The following is a 19,395-nucleotide window of genomic DNA, read 5'->3' on the forward strand; positions in this document are numbered from 1 at the left end:
CCATGCGGACGAACCGGCCCCGGCGGCGGGACCGGTGCGCCACCGGGCCGCCTTGCCCTGGGCAGCGGCTCGGGCGGGCCTCCTGGCGGTGACCCTGGCCGGGCTCCTTTTCTGGCAGGCAATCAGCGCCGGCGAGCCCCGCTGGTGGCTGGAGGTGCGGGCGGTGGGGCCGGAGGGCGGCATGACCGCTGCCCCCGGCCGGTTACCAGGCCTGGCCGGGGGGTCCCCGCAGCGGTGGCCGCCCGCACCGTTGGCCCGCTGGCCGGTGGCGCCAGGCCAGGAGGTGGTTCTGGAGTACCGCCACTCCATGTTCCGGGTTCCCGTGCGCGAGCGGTTCCGGGTGACGGGGCGGGGGCTGGAACTGGTCGCCGTGGAAGCCCCCACGCCGGACATCGCGTGGTACTACGGGGACGGGCTGGGGGCAAGGGCGAGGCTCGAGCCCATGGCCGCGGCCCCGGCCCTGGCCTGTCCCGGGACGGGCGGCGCCCAGGCCAACCGGCAGCAGGCCCAGGCCGGCGGGGCTGTCCCCGTCCCGTCCGGCGCGGCGGGGAGGACTCGCCTGGCGGGTGGGACCTGGAACTCGGTTCCGTGGTACCGGCTCTCGCTGAAGATGCCCCTGATTCCCCAAGCGGCGAACCGGCTGCTGGGGCAGCCGGGGGCGGGCGGGACGGTCCCGCAACCCGCTGGGACCCTCCAGGTGCGGGCCACGGTCACCGGCCGGCGGTCCCTGGTGGTGGGCGACCGGTGCCTGCCCCTCTACAGCCTGGTGGGAGACGGGGGCACGGCCGTCATCGGCATCCGGGCAGAAGGTGCGCACAGCAAGGTTTGGACGGCAGGGCCGAGGATGGACGGTGAGCGGCGGGCCGGCACAGAGTGACGGCCCCAGAGGCAGGCAAGGGGGACGCGGCATGGCGAGGGACGGAGCGGAAGGCATCGGGCCGGTGAGGGCCCGGGAGGCAGCGCCGGCGGTGGCGCCGGGACCGGTGCCGGGTTCCGATGACGTGGACGAACTGGTCGAGCGCTATGAAGGGGTGACCCGCCGGCCCCGGGGACCGCTGGCGGTGGTGATCCGGGTCCTGGCGGTGGTCATGGCCCTCTACCACGTCTGGGCCACCTTCGCATACATCCCGGCCCATCCCATGCGGGCCATCCACCTGGGCTTCGGCCTGGCCCTGATCCTGCTGCTGTACCCTGCCTCGGGGCGGCAGGACCGCCACCGCATCCCGTGGGTCGACGGCGTCCTGGCCCTGCTGGCGGTGGTCACCATGGCGTACCTGGTGGTCTTCTACCGGGAGGTGGCCTACCGCATCATTCGCCCGGAGACACCGGACCTGGTGCTGGGCACGCTGGCCCTGCTCCTGGTGCTGGAGGCGGCCCGGCGGACCACGGGCTGGGTGCTGCCTCTCCTGGCCGTGGCGTTTCTTGCCTACGGGTTCCTGGGGCCCTACTTCCCCGGCATGTGGGGGCACGGCGGCTACAGCTTTTCCAGGCTGATCGGCCAGATGTACCTCTCCCTGGAGGGGATCTTCGGCGTCCCGCTGGGCGTGTCGGCCACCTTCATCATTCTCTTCACCCTGTACGGGGCGCTGCTGGACGCTTCCGGCGCGGGCCGGTTCTTCGTGGACCTGTCCCTGGCCCTGGTGGGCCGTCACCGGGCGGGTCCTGGCCGGGCGGTCACAGCCGCCTCCTTCCTGCTGGGCGGCCCGTCGGGCAGCGGGGTCGCCACGGCGGTCACCCTGGGAGCCATCACCTGGCCCCTGCTCCGGCGGGCCGGATACAGTGCCGAGCGGGCCGGCGCCCTGCTCTCCGCGGGCGGCATCGGTGCCGTGATCTCACCGCCCATCCTGGGGGCGGCCTCCTTCATCATCGCCGAGATCCTGCGGGTGTCCTACCTGGATGTCATCCGCTGGGCCGTGGTGCCGACCGTCCTCTACTACCTGTGCATTCTGCTGATGATCGAGCTGGATGCGGCGCGGGGAGCGGTCAGGCCGGTGGTGGCCGAGGCGCCGCCGCTGGGGCGCCTCCTGCGCGGGTACGGGTTTCACCTGACCTCGCTGGTCGCCATCGTCGCGTTCCTGCTGGCAGGATATACGGCGGCCTACGCCGTCATGTGGTCGATGGCCCTGGCCGTGGCCGTCTCCTACCTGCGGCGGGATACCGCCCTGACACCCCGCAAGCTGGTCGAGGCGCTGGACCGGGGAGCCCGGTCCGCCCTGTCGGTGGTGGCCACCACCGCCGTGGCCGGCATCATCGTCGGGGTATTGAACCTGACGGGGCTGGGCCTCAAGTTCTCCTCCCTGGTGCTGGCGCTGTCGGGCGGGCAGCTGGTCCCCACCCTGCTGTTGTCGGCGGTGGTGCTCCTCCTGCTGGGCCTGGCCCTGCCCATCACCGCCTCCTACATCGTGGCCGCGGTGACGGTGGCACCGGCCCTGGTCCAGGTGGGGGTTCCCGAACCGGCGGCCCACATGTTCACCTTCTACTATGCCGTCCTCTCGGAGGTTTCGCCGCCGACGGCGCTGTCCTGCTTCGCCGTATCTGCCATCACGGGCGGCAATCCCTTCCGCACCATGTGGCTGACGTGGCGGTACGCCCTGCCGGCCTTCCTGGTTCCATTCCTCTTCACCTTGAGTCCCGCCGGGATGAACCTGCTGCTGGACGGGCCCGGGTTGGCCGTGCTGCGGGCGACCCTGACGGCGGTCGCCGGTCTGGCGGCCCTGGTGGCCGGTGTGGCGGGCTGGCTGCGGGGACCGGCCCGCTGGTACGAGCGGGTGCTGCTGGTGGCCGGGGGGATGGCGCTGATGTATCCCGGCTCGCACGTCGACCTGGCGGGACTGGTGCTGGGGGCGGCGGCGGTGGCCTTGCATCTGGCCGGGGGCCGGTCCCGGGCACCGGCGGCCGCGGCCTGACGGTCCTGGCTCCGAAAGCGGCGAAACACGCGGGGCGGCGGCCCGGCCCTGGCGGATCACCCGCAGACGGGCCGTCACCGGCGGGGCGGAAGGGACGGGGACCCTGCCGGGCCGGGCCGGGTGGCGGGTACGGCCTCGCTGGAGACCGGTTCGTCCCGGGTGTAGAAGCAAGGGGTGAGGTAGCGCAGGCCCGTTCCCGCCACGCCGTACAGGCTCTCGCTGCCGCCGATGAACAGGATGCCGCCCGGGCGGAGGCTGCCTGCCAGGGATGTCCAGACGCGCCGCTTCACCTCTTCCGTGAAGTAGATCACCACATTGCGGCAGAGAATCAAATCCCAGCCGCCCGGGTAGGGGTCCGTGATCAGGTCGTGCCGGGCGAACCGCACCCGGTGGCGGATCTCCGGCCGCAGGACCCACCCCTGGCCCTCGGGGCGGAAATAACGCTGCAGCAAGGCGGGCGGAACCGCCCGCACTTCCAGGGGTTCAAACACGCCCTGGCGGGCCCGTTCCAGGGCGGCCCCGTCGATGTCGGTGCCCAGGAGCTCGTGGTGGCCCGTGGGGTCCAGTTCCTGCAGGAGGATGGCCACGGAGTAGATCTCGGCTCCGATGGAACAGCCGGCGCTCCAGATGCGCAGCGGCGAGCGGCGGCGCAAGAGGGCCGGCAGGAAGCGGTCCCTGAGCACCTCGAACCGGTCCGGGTTGCGAAAGAATTCCGAGACGTTGATCGTCAGGAAATCGGCGAACTGGCGGGCCAGGCCAGGGTCGTCGCGCAGGCGGGCGGCCAGGTGCGCATTGTCCTGCAGGCCGTGACGCTCGCGGAAGAACTGCAGGCGCCGTTCCAGTTGCCGGGACCGGTAGGCATCCAGGTCGATGCCCAGGACCTGGCGCGCGGCGGCGGCCAGCACCGCGAAGTGGGGGTCGCCGGGGCCGCCGTTGCGGCCGGGGTCGCCGGGTTCCGCGTTCCCGGGCACATGCCTTCGGGCCGTGCTGCCCTCACGCCATGGCCGTTCCACCATGTCTCACCGGTTCCCCCTCCAGGCCTGTCGCCTGTGGCCCGGTCCCTCCAGCCCGCTGCCGTCCCGATCCCTGCGGGCCTCCCGGCGGGACGGCCTGGCCATACTGCGTGCCGGGACCGCACCCGCAGCGATTCGGGCCCGATTCGTTACCCAGGCTGGTTTCGTTGCCCGGGTCATCCCTTTTGCCATGCCCCGCCGGCGGTGCTGGCCGGCCCGATCCTCGCCCCACGACGTCACGGCCTCATGGAGCCGGCTCGCCGCCGCCGGCCAGGGCTTCCACGAGCCAGGCGGCCAGTTCTTCCGGGGTCCCTGACCGCTCGGCCACGCCCAGGGCCGCAGTGGCGCCGGGCATCCCGGGCACCACGCAGCTGGCGGCGTCCTGGACCCAGACCCGGGCGCCCCGCTGGTGCAGCTGCTGGGCGCCCCGGGCGCCGTCGGCCCCCATGCCCGTGAGGACCAGCACCACCGCCCGCCGGGCCAGTTCCTCAGGAACCGAGGCGAAGGTGATATCCGCCGCCGGGCGCACCCCGTGGACCGGCGGCCCCTGGTCGAGTCGCAGGGTGCCCGCCGTGGTGACCAGCAGGTGGTAATCGCCCGGGGCAACCCAGGCCCAGCCATCACAGAGCGGCGCGCCCTCCCACGCCTCGGCCACGGCGAGGCCGCTGGTGGCGTCCAGGTGCTCGGCCAGGGCTCGAGTAAACCCGGGCGGCATGTGCTGCACGATCACCACCGCCGCCGGCAGGCCGGCAGGAAGGGCGCCCAGCAGCCGGTAGAGCGCTCCGGGACCGCCCGTAGACGAAGCGATCAGGACGAGATGGGACAGCCGCCGGCCGGCGGGGGGCCTGCCCACAGGCTGGCCCGCAGACGCGCTGGGGCGCCCGGCAGAGGGGGTGCCCAGATGCCCGCCGGCGGTCCTGCCTCCCGCGAGCGGAGCCGGTCCTGGCTGCTTCCCGGGGGCAGGTCCCGGTGCCGGGGGTCGGCGGTCCAGCGCCATGCCGTCACGGGACGGCCCGGGAGCTGTGGTGCGGCCACCGTCCTTTTTGAGCGGGAAGGACAGCGGTATCCCGGCTGCCCGGCCGCCGGCCGACCCGGCCGGGCCAGCCCCCAGGGTGGGGGACCTTTTGGCCGCATTCCCCTTGCCCCCACCAGCTGCCACCACCAGCCGTTCCGGCGGAACGGACGCCGCAGCCTTCACCTTGGCAACCAGCTCGGCCGCTACCCGGTCCAGGTCCAGGGAGATGGCGCCCGAGGGCTTTGCTACGAAGTCGACGGCTCCCAGGGCCAGGGCACGCACTGTGGCCTGGGCACCTTGCTGGGTCAGGCTGGAGACCATCACCACAGGGCAGGGGTGGGCGGCCAGGATCTGGGGGAGGGCCGATAGGCCGTCCAGCCGGGGCATCTCCACATCCAGGGTGATGACGTCCGGCTTGAGCAAGGCCGCCCGGACCACCGCCTCCAGGCCGTCCCGGGCCGTTCCCACCACCTGCAGGGCGGGGTCGCTCTCCAGGATACGGGTCAGGACACGGCGCATGAAGGCCGAATCGTCGACCACCAGCACCCGGATGGGGGAAGGTGCCCTCATCGCGGCGGACCCCCCTCCCCGGCGCGGGCGGCCGCCGGACCGGCCGCGGCGGCGGCCAGCTCCGCCACCAGGGTCGGGGTGTCGAGGATGAGGGCCAGCCGCCCGTCGCCCAGGATGGTGGCGCCACTGAGCCCCCGGGTTCCGGCCAGGAGTTCTCCTAGCCCCTTTACCACCACTTCCTGCTCGCCCAGCAGGCGGTCGACCACCAGGCCGATGGGTTGGCCCCGGCGCTCCACCAGCACGGCGACCAGCGGCTCGTCCCCGGGCTGCGGCCCGAAGCGAGGGTCGCCGAACTGGCGCAGCCAGAGAAGGGGCACCACCTGGCCGCGGACGGTGGTCACCCACCGGCCCTGCAGGGAACGGAGCTCGCCGGGCGTCACCCGTACCGCCTCGCCCACATCGGACAGGGGCAGGGCATAAACGTAGTCGCCGACCTCCACCAGCAGGGCTCGCAGGGTGGCCAGGGTCAGCGGCAACACCAGGGTAAAGGCCGTGCCCTGGCCCAGGCGGCTGTGCACCTCCACCCGGCCACCCGCCTGCTCCAGGCGCTGGCGGACCACGTCCAGGCCCACCCCCCGGCCGGAAACACCCGTCACCCGGGCGGCGGTGCTGAAACCGGGCAGGAACATCAGGTCGAAGGCCTCCCGGTCGCTGAGGGCTGCCGCCCGGTCCGGGGAAATCAGCCCCTTTTCCACTGCCGCCCGGCGCAGCCGCTGGGGGTCCAGGCCCCGGCCGTCGTCTTCCACCCGGATGAGCACGTGATGCCCTTCCCGGGCGGCCACCAGCCGCACCCGGCCGGTGGCGGGCTTGCCGGCCCGCCTTCGCTCCTCCGGGGCCTCGATGCCGTGGTCCAGGGCATTGCGCACCAGGTGGAGCAGGGGGTCCGCCACCACCTCGTGGAGGGTACGGTCCAGCTCGGTGTCCTCGCCCACCAGCTCCAGTTCCACCTCCTTGCCAAGCATCAGGGCCAGGTCGCGGACCAGCCGGGGGAAGCGCCGGAAGATCCGGGCCACGGGCAGCATGCGGGCCTGCAAGACCGCATCCTGCAGGGCACCGGTGATGCGGGCGATCTGGCCGGTGACCCGGAAGAGCTCGTCGGCCAGGTCGTGCACGGCGGGCCGCCGGCCCAGCTCCTGCCCCAGCTGGCCCAGGCGACCGCGTTCGACCACCAGTTCGCCCACCAGATTCAGCAGCCGGTCCAGCAGGGCGACATCGACCCGAATGGTGCGGTCCTCACCGGCGGGTGCGGGTGCCGGGCGGCCGGCAGCGAGCGGGCCGGCGGCCGCACCCGCGGGCGCCGGGTCCGGGAGCCCGGCCAACACAGGACCTTCCGGCTCGGCCCCTTCGCCGGTGGGAACGGCGTTCGCCGCAGCGGGCGCATGAACCGCTCCCGCCGGGCGGGGCGCCGCACCCGGGTCCTGGAGCGGGGCTCCGGCGGGAGCCGGAGCAGGTTGCCGGCCGCCTTCGGCCGGAACGACCCGGACGGCCGCCACGTCGGGCACGGCGGCCACCATCTGCTGGAGCCTCTCCGCCGGGCCGGTGTCCTCGACCCAGGCCCGGACCCGGTTCCCTGCCCAGGTCGCCTCCAGGCCGTCCCGGGGCGGCTCCGAGGCCACCAGGGTGGCCTGTTCCTCCAGGGCCAGCAGGACCTGCAGCGCCCGCACGGCGGGCATCAGGCAGGCCGGGTCCAGCTCGGCCTCCACCAGCCAGCGGGCAGGACCGGCTGCGGCGGTTCCGGCCGCGGGTTCCTCCAGGGGCGCGGCCGCGTCTGGCGGCGGCGGGGAGGCCAGGGCGCTCACCAACTCGGCCGGCGGTGGCGGGGGGGTGTTCCCGGCCGCCACCGCGGCCAGCATGGCCCGCAGGCTGTCGACCGCAGCCAGCAACCGGGAGATCTCACCCGGGGCCGGCGCCGCCTGACCCTGGCGCCAGGCGTCCAGGCGGTTCTCCATGGCGTGGGTCAGCTGGGCCATGCCGTCCAGGCCCACGGTGGCGGCGGAGCCCTTCAAGGTATGGGCCGCCCGGAAGACGGCGTGCACCGTGCCGGGTCCCGCCTGCCCCGTCTCCAGATCCAGCAGCCCGGCCTCCAGCTGATCCAAAAGCTCGCCGCCCTCGGCCAGGAACAGCTGCCGCTCCTCGTCGCTCAGGTCCAGCCAGGGATCGCCGGTCACCGGACCATCCCCCCGGCCGTCCCCGGCGGTTCCGCCGCGTCCCCGGGTTGCTCTGCATGGACCGGGCGCGGTCCGGGTGCGGGGGCGCCAGCGCCGGCCACGGGAAGCCGGCCGGGCCGGGGAGCCGGCGCAGGGACGGCGCCGGCCGGAGTTTCCAGCCCAGACCCTGCGGCAACCTCCTCGCCGGCCGGGGCAGGCCCGTCCCGGCGAGGTTCAGCGGGTCCCGCTGCGGCCTCGGGGACGGGCCGGACCGGCCCTTCCGCGGTGTCGCCGGCTCCCGCTTCGTCGAGGGAATCCGCGCCCCCGGCCGCGGCTGCGGCAGGCGCCGCCTCCGCTACCTGTACCGCCTGGACGGCCTGCCATTCCGCCGGCGCCAGCACCTGGCCGGGCTGCAGGACCAGGATCAGCCGGTCCCCGTGGCGGGCAATCCCTTCGATGAAGCTGGCGTCCACCGCCAGGACCTCGGCCGGCGGCTCGATGGTGCCGGCGGGCAGGCGCACCACCTCGGACACGGCGTCGACCACCAGGCCCACCACCGTGGTGTCCAGTTCCACCACCACGACGCGGGTGCTGCGCTCCCGCGACCCTTCGGGCAGGCCCAGGCGGCGGCGCAGGTCCAGGACCGGGATGATGTGTCCCCGCAGGTTGATGATCCCTTCCACGAAGGGCGGGGTGCGGGGCACCCGAGTGGGCTGCTGCCAGGTGATGATCTCCCGGACGCAGCCCACATCGATGCCATAGTCCTCACCGGCCAGGCGGAAGAGGACCAGCACCCGCGGCTCCTGGGCGGTCGCCTCCGGCCTGCGGGGCCCGTCAGCGGCCATGGCCCTCGCCTCCCGGACCGGCGGTCCCGGACGCCACCGCCGCCATGGCCCCGGCCAGGGCCGGGGCGGCCTCGACGCCCGCAGCGGGGACGCCGGCAGATCCTGACGCGCCGGCCGCCAGCTTGAAGCGGCTCACGTGCTGTTCCATGCGGGTTACCACCTGGTTGAGGTCGCCGGCCGACCGGGCGACCCGCTCGGCGGCGGCCTTGAGCTGGTCCACGGCAGCCGAGACCTGCTCCGCCGCGGCGGCGTTTTCCTGGGCCACGGCGGCTACCCGTTCCACCGACTTGCCCGCCTGGGTTGCGCCCGCCGCCATCTCTTCCGTGGCGGCGGTGTTCTCTTCCGTCACTGCGGCCACGGCGTCGAAGGCCCGGACCACCTGCTCGGTGCTGGCCCGCAGGTCGGCGGCAGTGGAGGCGATGCCCCGGACATCGTCGACCACGGCTTGAACGGCCTCCAGCACCGCCTGCAGCGCCTCGCCCGTCTGGCCGGCCATGACGCCGCCCCGTTCCACCTGGTCCGTGGCGGCCACCATGGCTTGGACCACGGCGGCGGTACCCGCCTGGATCCGGTCGATCAGGCCGGTGATCTCCCGGGCCGAGACGGCGGACCGCTCCGCCAGCTTGCGCACCTCGTCGGCCACCACGGCGAAGCCGCGGCCGTGCTCGCCGGCCCGGGCGGCCTCGATGGCGGCGTTGAGGGCCAGCAGGTTCGTCTGCTCGGCGATGCTGGAGATCACCTGGGTGATCTCGCCGATCTGGGAAGAAAGCTGCTCCAGGTTGCGCAGCCGGTCTGCCGACTCCCCCACCGCCCGGCGGATGGCGCCCATGACGTCCAGCGTCTGGCGCACGACCTCGGCCCGCTGGTCGGCGGTGCTGCCCGCCTGCTCGGCCCGCTCCCGGGCCCGGCCGGCGCTGGTGGCCACCGACTCCACGGCCCGGTTCATCTGGTCCAGCAGGTGGGACGTGGCCTGGATCTCGCCGGCGGTCTGCTGGGCGCCGGTCGCGATCTGCTCGGTGGTCTGGCGCAGTTGTTCGATCGCCTGGCGCATCTCGTCGGAGGCCTGGGCCTGCTCGGTGACCCCGGCCGCCACCTGGCTGACGGCCTGGGCCGCCTCCGCGGCGCCCTGGGCCGACTGCTCGGCGGCCTCGCTCAGCTCGCGGGCCGAAACCAGCACGGCCCGGCTGGAAGCCTGGACGGCCTGCAGCAGCTCCTGCAACGCCCGCAGCATGTCGTTGAAGGCCTGGGCCATTTCCCCGATCTCGTCCTGGCTGCGGACCTTGAGGAGGGGCACGGTCAGGTCGCCGTCGGCCACCCGCCGGGCCGTCTGCACCACCTGACGCAGGGTGCGGGTCAGGGACCGGGTCAGGGTGGAGGCGATGAACAGGCCGATGACCAGGGCCGCTGCCGCGGGCCCGAAGATCAGCAGGCGGGCCCGCGCCTCGGTGGCCTGCTGCTCCGCCACGATCTGCTGGTGGCGCTCTTCCCGGTTGGCCACCAGCTGCTCGACGGCGGCGTCCAGCTGCGCCTGGGGGTCGCGCACCCGGGTCAGGGCCTGCTGGACGTCGCTGGGGGTGGTGGGGCGCAGGGCCAGGACCGGTGAGACCGCCTGCTGGAAAGCGTTGGCGGCGGTGCCCACGGCGTCCACGGCCTGCTGGGTGCCGGCCTGGGTGGCCAGGTTGCGCAGCTCGGCCAGGGCCTGGGACATGGCCGTGGCCGCTTCCTGGGAGGCGTTGCGGTAGGCGGGGTCACCCGTCAGGAGGAACCCGCGGACGGCTGAGGCCTGTTCCGCCGCCAGGGCGCGCACCTGGGCGGCCAGGGTCAGGGTGCGGCCGATGCGGTCGACCTCGCCGGTGAGGGTGATCAACTGCTGGATGGCCGTGATGCCGGTGTAGGCGATGAACGCCAGGAGGACCAGCAGGGTCCCGAAGGCGAGCCATAGCTTGGCGCCCACGCCCAGATGGGGTCGTCGCATGATGGTGGCCTCCTTTTGTCTTCGCGGCGGGCGCCGCGGTCCCGCGCCACCGGCCGGTGGGCGGCGGGCCGGTGCATCCCGCGCCCGCCGCGCGGGCCGGTTCATCCCGCCAGGACGCGGCTGACGGCGTCCAGCACCCGCTCGGGCTGAAAGGGCTTGACGATGAAATCCCGGGCTCCGCTCTGGATGGCCTTCAGCACGATGGCCTGCTGGCCCAGGGAGCTGCACACCACGATGCGCGCCTGGGGGTCGATGCCGCGGATCGCCTCGATGGCGGCCAGACCGTCCATGACGGGCATGGTGATGTCCAGCAGGACCAGGTCGGGGCGCTCCTGGCGGTACTGCTCGACCGCCTCGGCGCCGTTGGTGGCCTCCAGCACGGTGTGGCCCGCTTCGGTCAGCAGGTTGGACAGGCGCATGCGCATGAAGGCCGCGTCGTCGGCAACCAGGATCTTGGCCACGGCATAGCCTCCTCCGTCAGGCGCGGGCCGGCTGGCCGGCGGGCCGCAGGGCCACGGCCAGCTGGACCTCGCCCAGGGGGGTCTCCAGGGGAACGATCAGGCGCTGGATGCCGCCGTTGGAGATGATGGCGCCGCGCCCGATGATCACCGTGGGCGGCGAGATGGTGCACTGCCAGCCCTGCTGCTCGAACAGGATCGAGGCGCGGCCCGACACCACGTTGCCGAACTCGGCGAAGGCGCTCTCGGCCATCTCGTCGAACACGGGCGGCAGGACGCCGGTCACCGCTTCCACCATCCGGCGGGCCGTGGTCTTGGTGGTGCCGAACATGGCCGTTCCCTCGATCTCCCCGGTCAGGCCGATGATGGCGGTCACTTCCTGGGTGGTGTAGTAGCTGGTCTCGATGCGCAGCTCGCCCCGTTCTACCCGGTCGACGCCGAAGTCCACCTTGAGGACGTCGATGGCAGCCGCCAGGAAGGGGCGGATGTACTCGGCTCGCACGTTCTCTCACCTCCCCTTGCCGGCAGGTGCCGGAGCATCCGCCGCCGTTGCCGGCCAGGCCACCGCCCAGGCGGTGATCTGCCGCGTTCGCTGCTCGAGAAGGTCGATCACGCCCCCCCCTGCCGCCGCCTCCCGGGCGGCGGTCTCCGGCTGCCAGCGGGCGGGCAGCAGTCGTACCCGGGGGCGCAGCCGGCGGGCACCGGTACAGCCGGTCACCACGGCCCAGGGCCCGCCGTCCAGCTGGACCAGGGTGCCGGGCGGATAAGGGTACAGGATGGCAGCCAGCTCCTCCACCACGTCGGCTCCCCACAGGCGGGGCCCTTCGGCCAGCAGCCACTCGTACGCCTCATGGGGGAGCCAGCCGGAGCGGTGCGGGCAGCCCTGCACCGCCAGGGTGTAGGCGGTGACCGCGGCCATGCGCCGGGCCGCCGGGTGGAAGGCGTCATCGCGAAGGCCCTCCGGGTAGCCGCCTCCGTCCAGCTGCTCGTGGTGCTGGGCGATCAGGGCCCGAACCAGGCCGCCCAGTTCCACACCGGAGAGCCAGTTCAGGGTCAGGGCGACGTGACCGGCGGTGCCGGCGTGGGGAGCGGTGCCGCTCGGGTCGGGGGTGCGGCTGCCGGTGGCGGTGGAGCGGGGGGTGAAGGCACCGCCCTGCGGGATTGCGTCGTCGTGGCCGGGGGCTTGGCCGCGGCCGGTGAGGCGGCCAGGGCCACCCGGCCCGCCGCCGGGGCCGGCGGGGCCCGCCGTGTCGCCGCCGGGGGAGCCACCGTGACCGCCGGGCCGTGGACCCAGCGTTCCGTCCAGCGCCGCCACCGGGTCGCAGCGGTAGGGGGCGCCCGGCATGCGCCACAGGCCCGCATCCTGCAGCAGGGCGGCCAGGACGAAATCCCGCACCTGCCCCCGGTAGGGACCGGCCAGGGCGAGGCGCCCGGCCAGGATCGCACGGTTGAGGACGGTGACCGCCCACGCCTCGGGCCCGCTGCCCGCTACAGGGTAAGGCAAGGCGGCGCCGGGAGCCGGAGCGCCCGGGTCGACCGAGGTGACCGGCGAAGCGCCGTGCTCCCGCGGCATGGGGACCGCCCCGGTGCCGCCGGCACCGGAGGCGGCGTGCCAGTCCGGGCCGGGCGTGCGGGTGCCGGGCCGTTCCGTTCCAGATTCCTTCCAGCCCGGCAGGCCGGGGGCCGCCTCCAGCTCGTCGGCGATCCGGGCCGCCACGTCCGCCAGCTGGCTGCGCAGGGTAGCCGGAAGCCGGGTCTCGCCGCCCGCCGCCGCTGTGGCCGTTTGCATCAGGACGCCGACGGCGAGCAGGAAGGTCACCTGGGACAGGGGTTCCTCGGGGGCAAGCCCGGCCAGGGCCGGTTCGTCCAGCCAGACGAACCGGATCCCGAAGGAGGGCAGGCGCCGGAGAACCGAATCATTCAAGGGAAAGCCTGCCCGCAGCACCGGCTGCCCCGTGGTGGTGTAAAGGGTGCGCGCCAGGATGGCTCCGGGGGCGACGGCGTCCACGGCAACGCGAAGCATTCCTCTTCCTCCCCTGGCGTGGCGGGCCGGCGGTTCCAGGCCCGGCGCGGGTTACCGTAAAGCACCAGCCACCGGTGCTGCCCACGGTAAGCTGCTGCCGAAACTTGTCGAAGAACCCCAACCGACTCCTGGTTGCGTCCCTGGGCCGTGCCGCGCCTGGAACATGATGGAACCCTTGTAGGGTTTGTGTCCTCCTTATCGAGCGGGACCTGGGGCCCGTTTAGGCGGAGGGCTGCCGCGGGCGGCTGGCCGGGCCGCCCCCAGGGTGCCGGGACCGCGAGGGGGTCGCGGACGGAGCGGCGGGAGCCGCACGGAGTGGCGGGAGGGAGTGGGGTGGCGAGCCTGCACGGCGATCGTTTGGCCGCAGCGCTGCGCGCCCTGGTGGGCGCCGGGCGGGTACGGGCGGGAGCGTCGGAGCGGGAGCAGCACGGCCGGGACCTGACGGTCCACCCGCCCCACAATCCCGACGTGGTGGTCTACCCGGAGAACACGGAACAGGTGCAGGCCGTGCTGCGCTGGGCGGCGGCGGAGGGAGTGCCCGTCGTTCCCTTCGGAGCGGGCAGCAGCCTGGAAGGGCATGTGATTCCCGTGCGCGGCGGCATCAGCCTGGATCTAGGGCGCATGGACGCGGTGATTGCCCTGGATCCCGAGGCAAGGGTGGTGCAGGTCGAACCCGGGCTCCGGCGCTCGCGCCTCAACGCGTACCTCGCCCGGGAGGGCCTGTTCTTCCCGGTGGACCCGGGTGCCGACGCCACCCTGGGCGGCATGGCGGCCACCAACGCCAGCGGGACCAACGCCCTGCGCTACGGCGCCATGAAGCACCAGGTGCTGGGGCTGGAGGTGGTGCTGGCGGGGGGCAGGGTGCTGCGCACGGGGCTCCTTGCCCGCTTGGCCCAGCGGCCGGCGGCTGCCCTGGGGGTGGACGCGACGTGGCCGGGCCAGGCGCGTCCTGCGGCCACGGGCGCCGGCCAGGAGCGGCCTGGGGCCGCGGGCGCCGGGGAGGGTGGCGGGGACCGGCTGGGGGCTTCCTTGGGTCCAGGCGGGCGGGTGACAGGCGGTTCGCCGGATGTCGCGGCGGGCGCTCGGAGTTTCAAGCCTTCCTGGTGCGTTGCCTTGCCCAACTGGGATCTGACGCCCCTGTTTGTCGGTTCCGAAGGTACCCTGGGGGTCATCACCGCCCTGGCCCTGCGGGTGTATCCGCTGCCCGAGGCGGTGGTGGCGGCGCGGGCGGTCTTCCCCAGCCTGGAGGCCGCCGCCCAGGCCGCCGTGGAGGTGACCCGGCGCTGCCCGGCAGCGACGCGCATCGAGCTCCTGGACGAGCGGACCCTGGCGGCGGTGAATACGTACCGCGGCACCACTTACCCGGAAAAGCCCACCCTGTTCCTCGAATGGTCCGGCGGGCCGGCGGCGGTGGAGGGTGACGCGCGGCGCGGCCGGGCGGCCTGCGCCCGGTGGGGCGCCACGGACTTTGCGGTGGAACGGGACGCGGCCGGGCGCGAGCGCCTGTGGGACGCGCGCCATCACGCCGGGCTGGCGGTGACCGCGGTGGCGCCGGGACGGAAGAAGCTCAGCACCGACGTCTGCGTGCCCCTGTCCCAGCTGCCGGCCGCCCTTCGTCACGCGCGGGCCACCGTAGATACTTTGGGCTTCGCGGCCGGCATCGTCGCCCATGCCGGCGACGGCAACTTCCACGTGCTCTTCGCCGTCGACCCGGCGGATCCCGAAGAGGTGCGGCGCGCCCGCCGGGCCGGCGAGGCCATCGTGCGCGATGCCCTGGCGCGCGGCGGCACCTGCACGGGCGAGCATGGCATCGGCCTGGGCAAGCGCCATTACTTATTGGAAGAACACGGCCCCGCCGGCGTGGCGGTCATGGCCGCGCTGAAGGCCTTGCTGGATCCCTACGGGATCATGAACCCCGGCAAGGTTTTGCCCGCCGATCCCGGCGTCGCGCCGGGAGGTTCCCACATCCCTGGCGTTTGACGATGACCGGCCGGCCCACTATAATGGCGTTGTGACGCCGCAGCATACGGCGGGCGCGTAGCTCAGCGGTTAGAGCGCTTGACTCACATTCAAGAGGTCGGAGGTTCGAGTCCTCCCGCGCCCACAGTGAAGAAAGCCGCACCACAGAAGGATTTCTTGAACGGGGGCCAGTACGGCCCGCTGGCGCGTAAGGGAATACTACGGGAACCAGGACCGGATGGTGAAGCCACCATGCGGTCCACAATTTTTGTCCTCGTCATTGTTGCCCTCGTCTTTGCCCTCGCCGACATTCTCCGGTCCTGGTCACTCGTCCTGCCCGCCATCGCCACCGCCCGGGCGGGGTTGGACCAAGCCCTCTTGCCCACACTAGACGCGAAGGTGGCCGCGGGCATCCGGCGACCCGGTGCACCACTGCCTCCCCTCCACGGTGGTGGTGCACCAAAGCTGGTTCGCCGAGCGATGCCGTGGGCCGGTTCGTCCGGCAGGGGTACCGGAGCGGGGTGCCGGAGGAGGCCCCGCGGCCCCACGCATTCCCGGCGACTTTCCGCGCGCCACCGGAAGGAAGTCGGCCGCCGGTCGCCAAACAACATCTGGGTTTGGACGAGCCGGGTTGCCGGCACCCGGCTCGCCAGCCGACTAGGGCATCAATAAGGAGGCTTTCCGGACGTGCCGAAGCGCAAAGCCGCCTCGATCCTGGTGGCCCTTTTACTGGTCGCGGCCTTCGTGCTGTCCGCTTGCGGCGGCGGCAACCAGCAAGCGGAGGGGCCCAAGGACCCCGACAAGCTGGTCATGGGCTTCGTCCCCTCGCAGAACGCGACCACCCTTCAGGAGACGGCCGAACCGCTGGGGAAGATGCTCTCCGACGAGCTGGGGATTCCTGTCGAGGTCTTCGTTTCCACCAACTTCATCGGCCTGGTTGAGGCCATGGCCAACGAGCAGGTCCACATCGGCTTCCTCAACCCCTTTGCCTACGTTATTGCCAAGGACCGCGGCGACCCGGTGGAGGTCATGTTCAAGAGCGTGCGCCACGGCAACGACAGCTACCGGGCGCAGATCTTCGTCCGGGCGGATAGCGGGATCAATGACGTGCAGGGCCTGAAGGGCAAGAAGTTCGCCTTCGTGGACCCCGCCTCCACCTCCGGCTACCTGTTCGCGGCCCACTACCTGCTCAAGAACGGGATCGACCCGGAGAAGGACATCGAGGCCATCATGGCGGGCAGCCACGACGGGGCCGTGCTCAGCGTGTACAACGGCCAGACGGACGGTGGCGCCAGCTTTGAAGACGCTCGCACCCTGCTCAAGGACGACTACCCCGACGTGATGGACAAGGTCAAGGTCATCGCCTACACCGACCCCATCCCCAACGACACCATCTCGGTGGCCAGCTGGCTGAGCGACGATCTGAAGAAGCGCATCCACGACGCCTTTGCCAAGATTGCCCAGACGGAAGAGGGCAAGAAGGTCCTCTTCGACATCTACGAGATCGAGGGCCTGACCGACGCCAAGGACAGCGACTTTGACATCATCCGCAACGTGGCCAAGGACATGGGGATCAACCTGGAAGAACTGGCCGACTGAGCACACCGGTGCCGGCGCGGTGGGACGGGGGGCACGGGAGGCTCCCCGTCCCCTTGCGCCTGGATCCTACAACGGCAGGGTGACGCCATTGATCGAGTTCCGCCACGTCAGCAAGGTCTACCCGGGCGGCGTGCGGGCCCTTCGGGACGTGTCGCTCAAGATCAACCCCGGCGAGTTCGTGGTCATCGTGGGCCTGAGCGGCGCCGGCAAGTCCACGCTGCTCCGGTGCATCAACCGCCTGATCGAGCCCACCGAGGGCGAGATCCTGGTGGACGGCGTGGACGTGCGCAAGCTGAAGGGGGCCGAGCTGCGCCGCCTGCGCTCGCAGATCGGCATGGTCTTCCAGACCTTCAACCTGGTCAAGCGGTCCTCGGTGATCAAGAACGTGCTGGCCGGCCGCCTGGCCCATACCCCGGTCTGGCGCGGGCTGCTGGGTTGGTTCCCGCGGGAAGACGTGCGCCTCGCTCTGGAATGCCTGGACCGCGTGGGGATCGCGGACAAGGCCTGGGTGCGGGCCGACCAGCTTTCCGGCGGCCAGCAGCAGCGGGTGGCCATCGCCCGCGCCCTGGCGCAGCGGCCCAAGATCATCCTGGCGGACGAGCCGGTGGCCAGCCTGGACCCGCCCACGTCCCACGTGGTGATGAGCGACCTGCGCCGGATCAACCGCGAGGACGGGATCACCACCATCGTCAACCTGCACTTCATCGACCTGGCCCTGGCCTACGCCGACCGCATCATCGGCATGCGCAACGGCCAGGTGGTGTTCGACGGGCCCGCCGCAGGGGTCACGGAAAAGACCTTCGAGGAGATCTACGGCCGGCCCGTGCGCGCCGAAGACTTTCGGGGAGGCGTGGAGGGCGCGGCGCCCCTGGCGCGGGAAGCCGCCCTGGCGCCTGGGGAGGGGAGCTCCCGGTGAGCCTGTCCGTTCGCGGCTGGCGGGATCCTGGAACCCGGGGAACAGGCGGCCCTGCCCGGGGTTCGGGCGCCGGCGGCAGGGAGGTGCCCGCGGGCCGGGAACGCCGTCCCCGGATGCCGGGACGGGCCCGGGTGGAGACCCTCTTCTGGCTCGTGGTGCTGGTGCTGCTCTACATCTGGAGTTCGGAGGGAACCCGGGTCAGCCTGGTCGACCTCTGGGAGGGCCTCGACACCGTGGGGCGCATGCTGGGCCGCATGTGGCCGGCGGACTGGGCCTACCTCCCCGAGACGGTGGGACCGCTTTTGGAGACCCTGCGCCTGGCCCTGCTGGGCACCACCCTGGGGGCCATCCTGGCCGTCCCCCTGAGCTTCCTCGCGGCCCGCAACGTGGCGGGCACGGGCTGGGCGTACCAGATCGCCCGCGCCATCATGAATCTCATCCGTTCGATCCCCGACCTGGTCTGGGCGGCGCTTCTGGTCCCGGCGGTGGGCATCGGTCCCACGGCGGGCGTTCTGGCCCTGACCCTGTTCTCCACGGGCATCGTGGCCAAGCTGGTCAGCGAGTCGGTGGAAGCCATCGACCCCGGGCCCCTGGAGGCGCTGGATGCCGTGGGCGCTTCCCGGCTGGCGCGCATCGTCTACGCGGTGGTGCCCCAGGTGTTGCCCCACTTCATCGCCTACACGCTCTTCATGTTCGAGATCAACCTGCGCACCTCCACCGTGCTGGGCCTGGTGGGGGCCGGCGGCATCGGCTCCACCATGATGACCCAGCTGACCTTCTTCCGCTATGACCGCCTGATGGCCATCGTGGTCATGCTGTTCGTACTGGTGGTGGTGGTCGACTGGATCAGCACCCGCTGGCGCCAGCGCCTGGTGGAGGGCGCGCCCGCCCTGGCGGCGAGCGATCCGGTCCTCATGGCGGAAGAACCCGGCCTGGCCCGCTCGCCCGCGGGCACCACCGCAGCGGCGCCCGCGGGAGCCGCGGCGGGGGCCGGTGGCCAGGCTGCGGGGGCCGGCCCCCTCACCCCGGCCGGCGATCCCGGCGCGGGCCCGGGCGCAGGAGCCGGTTCGACCCGCGTCACCGGTACCGGCCCAGGCGAGGCCGGTGGGCGGCAGCCCGGGACGTCCCGGGGCTCGGGGGGCGCGGGCACCCGCGCGGGACTCGAACCGCCGCGGCGGCCGTGGTGGCGGTGGGTCCTCGCCCTCGGCATCCTGGCCGCCCTCTACGCCTGGGCCTTCCAGGGCATTCGTTTCGCCCTGGTGGGCGATCCGGGGCCGGTGTTCCGCGGCCTCTTCTCGCCCAACTGGGACTATGCCGGCAAGGTCTTCGAGGGTGTGGCGGAAAGCCTGCAGATCGCCTTCCTGGGGACCTTGATCGCCTCGCTCGTGGCGGTGCCCTTCGGGTTCCTGGCGGCGCGGAACGTGGCGTCGACCCTGGCGGTGGTGGGCAAGGGGCTGCTGGACGCCATCCGCACCTTTCCCGAGCTGGTGCTGGCCATCATCTTCATGGCGGCCGTCGGTCCCTCGCCCTTCGCCGGCGTGCTGGCCGTGGGCTTCCACTCCATCGGCACGGTGGGCAAGCTCTACTCGGAGGCGGTGGAAGCCGTCGACCGCGAGCCCATCGAGGCGCTGCAGGCGGTGGGGGCCTCGCCGCTGATGACCTTCTGGCACGGGGTGTTGCCCCAGGTGCTGCCGGAATTCCTCTCCTATGCCCTGTACCGCTTCGAGATCAACATCCGGGCCGCCACCGTGGTCGGGGTCATCGGCGCCGGCGGCATCGGCACCTCCCTGATCTTCAACGTCCAGCTGCGCAACTGGGAGAACGTCGGCATGGTGCTGGTGGGGATCCTGGCCACCGTCCTGGTGGTGGATGCCGTCAGCTCCCGCCTGCGCGGCCGGCTGGTATAGGGTGGGGGTCGGCCTGGACGGTCCCGCCCGCCGGCCAGGACGGTCGCCTGCGACTGAAATCG

14 protein-coding genes and 1 tRNA gene are annotated in these 19,395 nt (G+C 72.8%); 7 read left to right on the top strand and 8 right to left on the bottom strand.

The window, feature by feature from the left end:
• Positions 1-34: 34 nt before the first annotated feature.
• Together THESUDRAFT_RS02045 and THESUDRAFT_RS02050 are read left to right on the top strand one after the other, a co-directional pair.
• Positions 35-877 carry a hypothetical protein gene (locus THESUDRAFT_RS02045; protein ID WP_006903041.1) on the top strand — a complete coding sequence of 281 codons (843 nt, stop codon included), beginning with the start codon at positions 35-37 and terminating at the stop codon, positions 875-877.
• 31 nt (positions 878-908) lie between these two features.
• On the top strand, positions 909-2,906 hold the full coding sequence (locus tag THESUDRAFT_RS02050; RefSeq protein WP_006903042.1) for a TRAP transporter permease: 1,998 nt from the start codon (positions 909-911) through the stop codon (positions 2,904-2,906).
• Between the two features lie 74 nt (positions 2,907-2,980).
• On the opposite strand, the gene THESUDRAFT_RS02055 is transcribed toward THESUDRAFT_RS02050, so the two are convergent.
• From THESUDRAFT_RS02055 to THESUDRAFT_RS02090, 8 genes are all read right to left on the bottom strand, one after another.
• The gene (locus THESUDRAFT_RS02055) at positions 2,981-3,922 is read right to left on the bottom strand and encodes a CheR family methyltransferase (protein WP_006903043.1); all 942 of its coding nucleotides are present in this window, start codon (positions 3,920-3,922) and stop codon (positions 2,981-2,983) included.
• A 241-nt stretch (positions 3,923-4,163) separates the two neighbouring features.
• A complete protein-coding gene (locus THESUDRAFT_RS02060) occupies positions 4,164-5,504 on the bottom strand; it encodes a protein-glutamate methylesterase/protein-glutamine glutaminase (protein WP_006903044.1) in 1,341 nt (446 codons plus the stop codon).
• Positions 5,501-7,672 carry a chemotaxis protein CheA gene (locus THESUDRAFT_RS02065; protein ID WP_006903045.1) on the bottom strand — a complete coding sequence of 724 codons (2,172 nt, stop codon included), beginning with the start codon at positions 7,670-7,672 and terminating at the stop codon, positions 5,501-5,503. The genes THESUDRAFT_RS02060 and THESUDRAFT_RS02065 overlap by 4 nt, the downstream gene beginning before the upstream one ends.
• Positions 7,669-8,496, bottom strand: a complete 828-nt coding sequence (locus THESUDRAFT_RS14055; RefSeq protein ID WP_006903046.1) for a chemotaxis protein CheW — start codon at positions 8,494-8,496, stop codon at positions 7,669-7,671. The genes THESUDRAFT_RS02065 and THESUDRAFT_RS14055 overlap by 4 nt, the downstream gene beginning before the upstream one ends.
• Positions 8,486-10,471 carry a methyl-accepting chemotaxis protein gene (locus THESUDRAFT_RS14855; protein ID WP_006903047.1) on the bottom strand — a complete coding sequence of 662 codons (1,986 nt, stop codon included), beginning with the start codon at positions 10,469-10,471 and terminating at the stop codon, positions 8,486-8,488. Before THESUDRAFT_RS14855 ends, THESUDRAFT_RS14055 begins: the two co-directional genes overlap by 11 nt.
• Positions 10,472-10,572: 101 nt before the next feature.
• Complete coding sequence (locus THESUDRAFT_RS02080) at positions 10,573-10,932, bottom strand: response regulator (protein WP_006903048.1); 360 nt, start codon at positions 10,930-10,932, stop codon at positions 10,573-10,575.
• Positions 10,933-10,948: 16 nt separating this feature from the next.
• Positions 10,949-11,431, bottom strand: a complete 483-nt coding sequence (locus THESUDRAFT_RS02085; RefSeq protein WP_006903049.1) for a chemotaxis protein CheX — start codon at positions 11,429-11,431, stop codon at positions 10,949-10,951.
• Between the two features lie 6 nt (positions 11,432-11,437).
• Positions 11,438-12,952 (bottom strand): HD-GYP domain-containing protein, encoded by a 1,515-nt coding sequence (locus tag THESUDRAFT_RS02090; protein WP_006903050.1) that lies wholly within the window; start codon positions 12,950-12,952, stop codon positions 11,438-11,440.
• Positions 12,953-13,285: 333 nt separating this feature from the next.
• Here THESUDRAFT_RS02090 and THESUDRAFT_RS14860 point away from each other — a divergent pair, with 333 nt between their 5' ends.
• The 5 genes from THESUDRAFT_RS14860 (at position 13,286) to phnE (ending at position 19,333) form a co-directional block, all read left to right on the top strand.
• Entirely contained in the window at positions 13,286-14,932 is a 1,647-nt protein-coding gene (locus tag THESUDRAFT_RS14860) for an FAD-binding oxidoreductase (protein WP_006903051.1), read from the top strand.
• A gap of 51 nt (positions 14,933-14,983) precedes the next feature.
• Positions 14,984-15,056: transfer RNA gene (locus tag THESUDRAFT_RS02100), tRNA-Val, on the top strand.
• A gap of 542 nt (positions 15,057-15,598) precedes the next feature.
• Complete coding sequence (locus THESUDRAFT_RS02105; protein WP_006903052.1) at positions 15,599-16,510, top strand: phosphate/phosphite/phosphonate ABC transporter substrate-binding protein; 912 nt, start codon at positions 15,599-15,601, stop codon at positions 16,508-16,510.
• An 88-nt stretch (positions 16,511-16,598) separates the two neighbouring features.
• A complete protein-coding gene (gene phnC, locus THESUDRAFT_RS02110) occupies positions 16,599-17,426 on the top strand; it encodes a phosphonate ABC transporter ATP-binding protein (protein ID WP_006903053.1) in 828 nt (275 codons plus the stop codon).
• Positions 17,423-19,333 carry a phosphonate ABC transporter, permease protein PhnE gene (gene phnE, locus THESUDRAFT_RS14865; RefSeq protein ID WP_006903054.1) on the top strand — a complete coding sequence of 637 codons (1,911 nt, stop codon included), beginning with the start codon at positions 17,423-17,425 and terminating at the stop codon, positions 19,331-19,333. The genes phnC and phnE overlap by 4 nt, the downstream gene beginning before the upstream one ends.
• The last annotated feature ends 62 nt before the right edge of the window (positions 19,334-19,395 follow it).

Source organism: Thermaerobacter subterraneus DSM 13965 (assembly GCF_000183545.2).
GTDB classification, from domain to species: Bacteria; Bacillota; Sulfobacillia; order Thermaerobacterales; family Thermaerobacteraceae; genus Thermaerobacter; species Thermaerobacter subterraneus.

What these genes read in the sequence shown, in the direction of transcription:
- THESUDRAFT_RS02050 (WP_006903042.1), top strand. Translation starts at nt 909, where the DNA reads ATGGCGAGGGACGGAGCGGAAGGCATCGGGCCGGTGAGGGCCCGGGAG.
- THESUDRAFT_RS02055 (WP_006903043.1), bottom strand. Translation starts at nt 3,922, where the DNA reads ATGGTGGAACGGCCATGGCGTGAGGGCAGCACGGCCCGAAGGCATGTG.
- THESUDRAFT_RS02060 (WP_006903044.1), bottom strand. Translation starts at nt 5,504, where the DNA reads ATGAGGGCACCTTCCCCCATCCGGGTGCTGGTGGTCGACGATTCGGCC.
- THESUDRAFT_RS14055 (WP_006903046.1), bottom strand. Translation starts at nt 8,496, where the DNA reads ATGGCCGCTGACGGGCCCCGCAGGCCGGAGGCGACCGCCCAGGAGCCG.
- THESUDRAFT_RS14855 (WP_006903047.1), bottom strand. Translation starts at nt 10,471, where the DNA reads ATGCGACGACCCCATCTGGGCGTGGGCGCCAAGCTATGGCTCGCCTTC.
- THESUDRAFT_RS02090 (WP_006903050.1), bottom strand. Translation starts at nt 12,952, where the DNA reads ATGCTTCGCGTTGCCGTGGACGCCGTCGCCCCCGGAGCCATCCTGGCG.